Below are 9,432 nucleotides of genomic sequence, written 5' to 3'. Positions count from 1 at the left end.
AAAACAAGATTCAAAAAATAATTTATTACAGGATCAAACCTTAAAAAATATCTTTAACAGAATTTAATTTATAATTTAATAAATTTAAAATCAATAGCAAAAACCCCTCAAATTAATCTGAGGGGTTTTACTTTTATATAATCTATAAAATTTATTTTTAATTTTTCAAGCTTGCCTTTTTCTTTAGATAACCTCTATTGTACTTGTCTTCTCCTTCTTCCATATTTTTCTTTGCTTGGGAAAGCATTAATTTAATCCTATTGAATTGGTTTACTTCTGATGCAGATGCATCATAGTCAATTGGAATAATATTTGCTTTTTCGTAAGAGGATCTAATTGCCTTTATTACACCCTTGCCTGTAATGTGATTTGGAAGACAACCAAAAGGTTGAACACATATAATATTTTCGACGCCTGATTCTATTAATTCAACCATTTCTCCAGTTAAAAGCCAGCCTTCTCCATATTGATTTCCAAGGTCCACATATTTTTCTGCATATTTTATAATTTCTTCAATTTTTTCGGGAATAATAAATCTAGTTCCTTCTAGCGCTTCTCTTACATATTTTCTATAGGATTCTATATAAGAAATTCCAACTTCGCAAGCAAAGGCAGTAAATCTTGATTTTGAAAGTTTTTCTGCTTTAGCTCTTGCATTTTTAAAGGAATACATCATAAAGTCAGTTAGATCAGGAATTACAACTTCTGCACCTTCTTTTTCTAGAAGATCGGCAACGTGATTATCGGCAGCTGGATGATATTTTACTAAAATTTCTCCTACTATACCAACCTTTGGTTTCTTTTCTTTTGTGATTTCAAGTCTATTAAATTCGTTAACCATTTGATTTACATTAGTCATAAAAGATTTCTTATTGTAAATTAAATCTTCTGAACTTGTTATGTCAATCCATCTGTCACGCAAAATATTTGTGGAACCCTTTATAACTTCGTAAGGTCTTGTTGCTTGAGTAAGTCGCATAATTAAATCAGCATAGAGCATTCCCTGTATTAATTTTCTTCCCATTCTTACAATTTGTCTTTTATCAAATTCAAATCCAGGATGTTGTTCTATTTGTTGGAAAGAAAGCCCAATTACAGGAACATGACCATAACCTGCATCTTTTAAAGCTTTTCTAATAAAGCCAACATAGTTTGATGCCCTGCAAGCTCCACCAGTTTGACTCATTAAAAGTGCCAATCTATCTGTGTCATATTCTCCAGATTTTACTGCATCTATAAATTGTCCTACTACGAAAATTGATGGATAACAAGCATCGTTATTTACATATTTCAGTCCTTCATTTACTACCTTATTGTCAGAGTCGTGAAGAACTTTTATATTAATTCCTTCTTGTCTTAATATTGGTTCAAAGATACTAAAGTGAAGTGGTGCCATTTGTGGCATTAAAATCGTGTAGTCCTTCTTCATCTCTTTTGTGAATAAAACAGGGTCATCATCAATTAGTCCTTCAAGTTCTGCATCAATTTTTTCAAAATCTCTTTTTTCAGCAGCTTCAATTAAGGATCTAATTCTAATTTTTACAGCACCAAGATTTGAAACTTCATCTATTTTTAAGGCAGTATAAATTTTGTTATAAGATTCGAGAATATGTTGAACTTGATCAGTTGTTACTGCATCAATACCGCATCCAAAAGAATTTAATTGGACAAGTTCTAAGTTTTCATGTTCTCCAACAAATTTTGCGGCTCTATAAAGTCTTGAGTGATAGTTCCATTGGTCTAGAACTCTTAACCTAGAATCAATTTCTACATTTCTTGCTATTCCATCTTCTGATATAACTGCAAGTCCAAGACTTGTGATGAGTTCTGGAATTCCGTGATTAATTTCTGGATCAATGTGATATGGTCTACCTGATAAAACTATTGCTCTTTGATTTTTTCTATTTACTTCTTCTAAAATTCTGTTTCCTTCATTTAAAACATCAAGTCTATACCTATCTTGTTCTTCATAAGCAGCACGAACAGCTTTTTTTACTTCATTTTTTGGAATAAAATCAAAAACATCTGCCAATCTTTTTTCCAACTTTTTCCTATCATCAAAGGAAATAAATGGATTCATGAATTTAACTTTTCCATCAATAATATCGTCAACATTATTTTTTATAACTTCAGAATATCCTGCAACAACTGGGCAGTTTAGTGTGTTATCTGCATTTTTAAACTGTCTTTCTTCATAAAAAACTGCTGGATAAAAGATAAATTTAATTCCCTTTTCTATTAAATCTTCTATGTGTCCATGAGAAATTTTTGCTGGATAGCAAGCAGTTTCACTAGTTATAGTCTCTATTCCCTTTTCATAAATTTCTCTAGATGACTTTGAAGATAAAACTACAGAATAACCAAGTTCAGTAAAGAAAGTATGCCAGAAAGGATAATTTTCATAAATATTTAAAACTCTAGGAATTCCTACAAGTCCTCTAGGTGCTTCTTTTTCTGGTAGAGATTTGTAGTCAAAGACTCTTTCATATTTATAACGGAACATGTTTGGAAGTTCATCTTCCTTATTTTTAACATGACCAGCACCCTTTTCGCATCTATTACCTGTAATATATCTCTTTCCATTAGGAAATATATTTACAGATAAGGCACAGTTATTAGTACATTGTCTACAATTTGTTGAAATTGACTTGTATTCAAATTTTTCTAATTCTTCCTCAGAAATTATTTTTGATTTTCCTGTTGATTTTTCTTTTGAAATTAAAGCCATGCCAAGGGCACCCATAAGTCCTGCTATTTCTGGTCTCGTCACTTCAACACCAGTCAAATTTTCAAATGCCCTTAAAACTGCATCTGATAAGAAAGTTCCACCTTGAACTACTATGTGTTGTCCCAAATCTTTTGGGTCCCTTACTTTTATTACTTTTTGGATTGCATTTCTAATAACAGAATAAGCAAGACCTGCAGAAATATCTGGTACTGATGCTCCTTCTTTTTGAGCTTGTTTTACATTTGAGTTCATAAAAACTGTACAACGAGATCCTAAATCAACTGGTTCCCTTGATTTAGTCGCTTCAATAGAAAATTCTTCAGCACTCATATTTACTGAATGGGCAAAAGTTTCTAAGAAAGAACCGCAACCTGCAGAACAAGCTTCATTTAAGAGAATGGATTCAATAACTCCATCTCTTATTTTCATAGACTTCATGTCCTGACCACCAATGTCCAAAATAAAGTCAACATCTGGGTCAAAATATCTAGCAGCTGTGAAATGGGCAATTGTTTCAACTTCTCCAAAATCTAAATTTAGAGCTGCCTTTAAAAATTCCTCTCCATATCCAGTTGTTCCACAAGCTGCAAAATAAGCCTTGTCATTTTTTTCTCTATAAATTTCTTTTAAATTTTCTATGGCAATATCAAGTGGATTTCCCTTATTAGATCCATAAAAAGTATATAAAAGTTCATTGTTTTCTGAAATTGCAACTAATTTTGAGGTAGTAGAACCTGAATCTATACCAAGATAAATTGGTCCTTCATAAGATTTTAAATCAATCTTTTTAAGTGATTTTGTTTTATGTCTTTCCCTAAATTCTCTTACTTCTTCGTCGCTAGTAAATAGTGCGGGCATAACATCACTTTCTTTAATTGTAATATCGGCACTGTTATTTACCTTGTTGTAAAGGTCAACAAAAGACATTGTCTTTGAATCAAAACTAGAAAGAGCTGCTCCAAGAGCAACAAAAATTTGTGAATTTTCTGGTGAAATTATTTCATCTTCTTCAAGATCCAAAGTCTCAACAAATCTTTCTTTTAACATAGGAAGAAAATGAAGAGGACCACCTAAAAAGGCAACATTTCCTCTTATTGGTCTACCACATGCCAAGTTTGAAATAGTTTGGTTTACTACAGATTGAAAAACAGAAATAGCAATATCTGCCTTGCTTGCACCTTGATTTATTAAAGCTTGGACATCTGTCTTTGCAAAAACTCCACATCTAGAAGCAATTGGATATAATTTCTTATAATCCTTTGCCATCTCATTTAAACCTGATGCATCTGTTTGAAGAAGTGAAGCCATTTGATCTATAAAAGCTCCAGTACCACCGGCACAAATAGAATTCATCCTTTGTTCTACTGATCCTCTAAGATAAGTTATTTTTGAATCTTCGCCGCCAAGTTCAATTGCTACATCAGTCTTTGGTATAAAACATGAGATAGCTTCTCTTCCTGCCACAACTTCTTGAACAAAATCAATTCCCAAAAATTCGTGAACAGATAATCCACCAGATCCTGTTACATTAACAGTTACAGTGTCGTATTTAAACTGAGGATATACTTCATTTATTACATCTTTGACAGTTTTTCTAACATCAGAAAAATGTCTTCTATAAGTTTTATATAAGATATTTAATTTTTCATCTAATATTACAAGTTTTACAGTAGTTGAACCAACATCTAATCCCATATGAATTAGCATAGTCACTTTCTCCTTTCAAAATAAAAGCCACATAAAATTTATGAATAAAGTCTTTTAACTTCAAAATTTATTTTAAATAAATATTCTAAGATAAATAATTATTGCACTTTAATTTTATAAATTCAACAATTATTTTTAAGAAATTTGATTTTTATTATTTAAATGTTAGACATTTCTTAACATTTGCTTCTCATATATTATAAACTACTTTAGTGATTTTTATAATGGGTAAAATAAAATTTTACAAATAAAAAAAGATAGGCCATAGCCTACCTTTTCTTTAAGTAAATTAGTCTTCTGGATTTGGAGCACCAACTGGGCAAACAGCTGCACAGCTACCGCAATCGATACATTGATTTTCGTCGATTGTATAAATGTCTCCTTCAGAAATACATGATACTGGACATTCTGGTTGACAAGCACCACAAGCGATGCAAGAATCATTAATTACATATGCCATTTTTATTTACCTCCATAAAATTATACCAAAATTTATGAATCTTTATATTCATATCTTCTGTCATTATATTAACATAATACTTTTATTTTTTCAATCAATATTATCATTTTTTTATGGTGAAAATATATAGCCCTTATAAATATTTATTTTGGTCTAGTGTTTTCAAGACTTCTAGACAAATTAACATTCTAAAATAAGAGAAATATTGTTTTTCAAAATACTAAACTATTCATTAAAGCTAATAAATCATAGCATTTTACTATGATTTATTATTCTTTAAAAACCCTAAGTGAATTGACAATACAAAGTAAGGCAACACCTACATCAGCAAAAACTGCCAGAGGCATTGATACATATCCTACTGCTCCAAGTCCTAATACTACAACTTTTAAGAACAAGGCAATGAAAATATTTTGGTAGGCAATTTTCTTTACCCTCTTGGCTATATCAATTCCTCTTACAATAGAAGAAATATCATTTTTTAAAAGAACAATGTCAGAAGTTTCTATGGCAATATCTGATCCAGAACCCATACTTATACCTAAATATGCTGATGCAAGTGAAGGTGCATCGTTAGTTCCGTCACCAACAAAGGCAATTCTTTTGTCTTTTTCAATTTTTTTAATTTCACTTACCTTGTCCTCTGGAAGAAGAGATCCCTTATAATAATCAATTCCAACTTCTTTTGCAATTTCTTCGACAACAGAGTCCTTGTCTCCAGAAAACATATAAGTTTTTACTCCTCTTTGGTGAAGGTCACTTACACTTTCCTTAACTCCATCTTTAATTTGGTCTTTTAGCTTAATAATTCCAAGAACTTTTTCTTTGTCAGCTACAAAAACATCGACATAATTTGAAGTGTAATCTTTATCAATTTTTATATTAAAATCATCAATTAATTTTCTGTTGCCAACAATATAGGACTTCCCTTCAATTTCAAACTCTATTCCCTTTCCACCAATGTTCTTTAAATTTTCAGGAACTTTCTTAGTTTCAAAAGCTTTTACAATAGCCTTGGCTATTGGGTGAGTGGAATAAGCTTCGCCAACTGAAGCAATCTCTAAAATTTCATCTTTTTTAGCAGAAATCTCTTCAACTTCTGCAATTTCAAATTCTCCCTTTGTCACTGTGCCAGTCTTGTCAAAGGCAATTCCATCAATATCTGTTAGAGCTTCAATGGAGTTACCTCCCTTTACAAAAATTGACCTTTTAGATAGAGAGCCAATTCCTGCAAAAATTGTAAGTGGAACAGAAATTGCAAGAGCACATGGACAGGAAATAACCAAAAATATGGCTGCTCTGTAAAGTGCTTCCTTGGCAGTATGGTCTGTTGCAAAATTTAAGAATAAGAATAAAATTACTGCAAGACCAATTACTATTGGGGTATAAATTTTTGCAAAGCGAGTGATAAATTTCTCCACTTTAGCCTTATTGACGCTGGCATTTTTTACCATATCAATAATTTTTGCAATAGTTCCTTCCTTATAAGTCTTTGTTACTTCAACTTCAAGGGAAGAATCTAAATTTACAAATCCGGAAATAATTTCATCTCCTACTTCAAGAGAAACTGGTGCAAATTCTCCAGATATATTTGAAGTATCAAGATTAGAAGACCCCTTTATTATTTTTCCATCAAGAGGAACTTTTTCTCCAGGCTTAATCAAAATCTTTTGTCCTATTGAAACTTCACTGGGATCAACTTTTTTAATCTCGCCTTGGCTAATTAAATTTGCAAATTCTGGTTTTAATTTTAAAGCTTCTTTGATAGAATCCTTTGATGAATCCACAGCCTTATCTTGGATTATTTCGCCAAGACTATAAAATAACATAACAGCAACAGCTTCAGCGTATTCGCCAGATATAATGGCAGCTATAGATGCAATTGTCATTAAGAATTTTTCATCCATAAAGTTTCCTGAAGAAATTTTTGTAATAGAAGCTTTTATTACATCAAATCCAATCACGAGGTATAAAACTAAATAAGAAATAAGACTAGCTTTTTCATTTAAGTCAACAAAATGTAAAACAATAAGTCCTACAAAAGCAAAAATACACTTATATATGGAAAAGTTTTCTTCCTCTTCCTCCTCTTCAAATTCTTCTTCAAAATCCTCTGTAACTACAACTCCCTCTTCGATAGAATCCACAATCTCTTGTGTTTTAGTTTTTAAATAATTTTCATCTTTATCGGACTTAAATACAAGCTCATCATTTAAAAAATCGTAGTGAAGATCCTTAAATTCATCTCTTTTTTTAAGGTCTTCTTCAATCTTATTTGCACAATTCTGGCAAGTAAGTCCTTTTAAGTGGAAAATATATTTATTCATAACTTAATCACCTCTTTTATATTAACCAATTTCATTTCGATACTTGTTCATATATTCATTATATAACTTTCATTTTTTATGTCAATGGATTTAAATTAAGTCTTTATTTTTTTACATTATGTGAGATAATACTAAAGCAAGTGAAGCCGAAGAAAACCGTTTTTTAAATTTCTTGTAAAAACTTTTAAAAACAGTTGACAAAAATAACATATTCCTTTAGAATAGTTAAAGTAAGTTGCTAAAGAGTGACCTTCAATTTGGAGAAATACTCAAGTGGCTGAAGAGGCTCCCCTGCTAAGGGAGTAGGTCCCGATTAGGGTCGCGAGGGTTCAAATCCCTCTTTCTCCGCCAATGGTGAGGGCCTTTAGCTCAGTTGGTTAGAGCGCCCGGCTCATAACCGGTAGGTCCCGGGTTCAAGTCCCTGAAGGCCCACCATTTACTTGCCCAGATAGCTCAGTCGGTAGAGCAGAGGACTGAAAATCCTCGTGTCGCTGGTTCGATTCCGGCTCTGGGCACCACAAATAGTACCAAGCATTTGGTACTATTTTTTTATTTATAAGTTTAATATTTATGTAAGGATATTGTTATGAACTTGTAAAGATTAAATAAATTTTTACATAATTATAAATTCTTATAAAAATAAAGTCCTATCCCTAAATTATTTAAGGATAGGATTTTTTATTTTTTATATTGCTTTTACTTGACATGAATCTAAAACATCTATTGCCGATGCTTTTTTAGCATCACTTAAACCCTCTGTAAGATTTTTATAGATATAAATATTTTTCTCTGGCAAAAATCCCTTAACTAATAAAATATTTGATATTACACAAATATCTGCAACAAGACCTAGAAAATAAATATCTTCTATTCCCTCTTTTTCGTCTTGCTCTTTTAAATACTCTCCAAGTTCTACTGAAGCAAAAGTATTTTTTTCGAACTTCTTTGCACTTTCAAAAGATTTTGTTTTCTTTAATTCATCTGGAATTTCATGACCCCAAGTTCCCTTTATACAATGTTCAATAGGGAGATTTTTTTCCCTCATTTGTTAAAAGATAATCATCATAATGAGTATCAAGTGTGTAAACCACTTCCCCATCAAACTCATTTACTTTTTTTACAATCTTTTTTAAAAAATTTTCCCCATCTTTTGTCTTTAGAGATCCTGTTACAAAGTCATTTTGCATATCAATAACAACTAAAAACGTCCATTAGCTACCTCCTTTTCAATATCTTACTCTATATTTTACATAAATAGAAGTTACTTGTATAATATTTTGGGGTGAATTATGAAATACAAGAGCGTTTTAAAAGCAGAATTTTTATACAGAAAGAATAGATTTATCTCCTATTGCAAAAAAGGTTCAAAGATTTTAGAAGTCTATGTGCCAAACACTGGCAGATGCAAGGAACTTCTCTTAGAAGGCACTAAAGTTTTTGTAACTTACAATGACAATAAAAAGAGAAAAACTTCTTATACCTTAATAGCAGTTGTAAAAGGCGAAAAAATTATAAATATAGACTCTCAAGCTCCCAACCAAGTCGTAGAAGAAGCTCTTCTTCAAAATAAAATTAATCTTGGCTTTAAATACAGTAAAATAAAAAGAGAATACACTCACGGTGATTCTCGCTTTGATTTTTATCTTGAAGGCCAGGGAAAAAAGGCTCTTATGGAAGTAAAAGGTGTTACTCTAGAAAATAATGGAATAGTTGCATTTCCCGATGCTCCAACAAAAAGAGGCTTAAAACACATAAAAGGTCTTATTGATTCTAGTGAAGATTACTTAACTTATATCTTATTTGTAATTCAAATGAAGGATGTAGAGTTTTTCACACCAAATTATGTTACTGACAAAAACTTTTCTAAAGAACTTTTAAGGGCTAGTAAAACTGGAGTAAAAGTCCTCGCTTATGATTCTTATGTAGAAAGAAATAAAATTGAAATTGCAGACAGTGTGCCAGTTGTCTTGGAGGAAAAATGGAATTTAGACTTGCAAGAGAGATAGATAGAATAGAAATTGAAAAAATTTATGAAGATGGCTCTCTTAAATTAAAATCTCTTGGCATAAACCAATGGCAGGGTCAAGATAAACCAAACTTGGACAATTTTAAAAATACTAATAGCAAACAAAAATATTTTTGTCCTTGAAGATAATAAAAGAGTAGTTTCCACAGTGATTATTTATGATTATGATCTTGATTATGAAAAG

The 9,432-nt window shown here is 31.2% G+C and carries 7 protein-coding genes and 3 tRNA genes; 5 read left to right on the top strand and 5 right to left on the bottom strand.

The features are described from left to right. Positions 1-157: 157 nt before the first annotated feature. From HGPT_RS00985 to HGPT_RS00975, 3 genes are all read right to left on the bottom strand, one after another. Positions 158-4,435, bottom strand: a complete 4,278-nt coding sequence (locus HGPT_RS00985) for a 2-hydroxyacyl-CoA dehydratase (RefSeq protein ID WP_019138029.1) — start codon at positions 4,433-4,435, stop codon at positions 158-160. Positions 4,436-4,724: 289 nt separating this feature from the next. After that, the gene (locus HGPT_RS00980; protein WP_019138028.1) at positions 4,725-4,895 is read right to left on the bottom strand and encodes a DUF362 domain-containing protein; all 171 of its coding nucleotides are present in this window, start codon (positions 4,893-4,895) and stop codon (positions 4,725-4,727) included. Between the two features lie 269 nt (positions 4,896-5,164). Then, positions 5,165-7,222, bottom strand: a complete 2,058-nt coding sequence (locus HGPT_RS00975; protein ID WP_019138027.1) for a heavy metal translocating P-type ATPase — start codon at positions 7,220-7,222, stop codon at positions 5,165-5,167. 259 nt (positions 7,223-7,481) lie between these two features. Here HGPT_RS00975 and HGPT_RS00970 point away from each other — a divergent pair. The 3 genes from HGPT_RS00970 to HGPT_RS00960 all read left to right on the top strand — a co-directional run bounded on the left by HGPT_RS00970 (position 7,482) and on the right by HGPT_RS00960 (position 7,740). After that, positions 7,482-7,573: transfer RNA gene (locus tag HGPT_RS00970), tRNA-Ser, on the top strand. A 7-nt stretch (positions 7,574-7,580) separates the two neighbouring features. Continuing rightward, positions 7,581-7,657 (top strand) — tRNA-Ile (locus tag HGPT_RS00965). Between the two features lie 7 nt (positions 7,658-7,664). After that, positions 7,665-7,740, top strand: a tRNA-Phe gene (locus HGPT_RS00960). 167 nt (positions 7,741-7,907) lie between these two features. On the opposite strand, the gene HGPT_RS00955 is transcribed toward HGPT_RS00960, so the two are convergent. Further along, positions 7,908-8,267, bottom strand: coding sequence for a cysteine hydrolase family protein (locus HGPT_RS00955; protein ID WP_019138026.1), 360 nt, complete (start codon positions 8,265-8,267; stop codon positions 7,908-7,910). Beyond that, positions 8,242-8,409, bottom strand: coding sequence for a cysteine hydrolase family protein (locus HGPT_RS10285; RefSeq protein WP_019138025.1), 168 nt, complete (start codon positions 8,407-8,409; stop codon positions 8,242-8,244). Before HGPT_RS10285 ends, HGPT_RS00955 begins: the two co-directional genes overlap by 26 nt. 102 nt (positions 8,410-8,511) lie before the next feature. On the opposite strand from HGPT_RS10285, the gene sfsA reads away from it, so the two are divergent. Together sfsA and HGPT_RS00945 are read left to right on the top strand one after the other, a co-directional pair. After that, positions 8,512-9,228, top strand: a complete 717-nt coding sequence (sfsA, locus tag HGPT_RS00950; RefSeq protein ID WP_019138024.1) for a DNA/RNA nuclease SfsA — start codon at positions 8,512-8,514, stop codon at positions 9,226-9,228. Beyond that, a complete protein-coding gene (locus HGPT_RS00945; RefSeq protein ID WP_019138023.1) occupies positions 9,201-9,371 on the top strand; it encodes a hypothetical protein in 171 nt (56 codons plus the stop codon). The genes sfsA and HGPT_RS00945 overlap by 28 nt, the downstream gene beginning before the upstream one ends. The last annotated feature ends 61 nt before the right edge of the window (positions 9,372-9,432 follow it).

Source organism: Peptoniphilus timonensis JC401, assembly GCF_000312025.1.
Lineage (GTDB): Bacteria > Bacillota > Clostridia > Tissierellales > Peptoniphilaceae > Peptoniphilus_A > Peptoniphilus_A timonensis.
The sequence above is the reverse complement of the archived record's forward strand: the minus strand, read 5'-3'. Positions and strand labels throughout refer to the sequence as shown.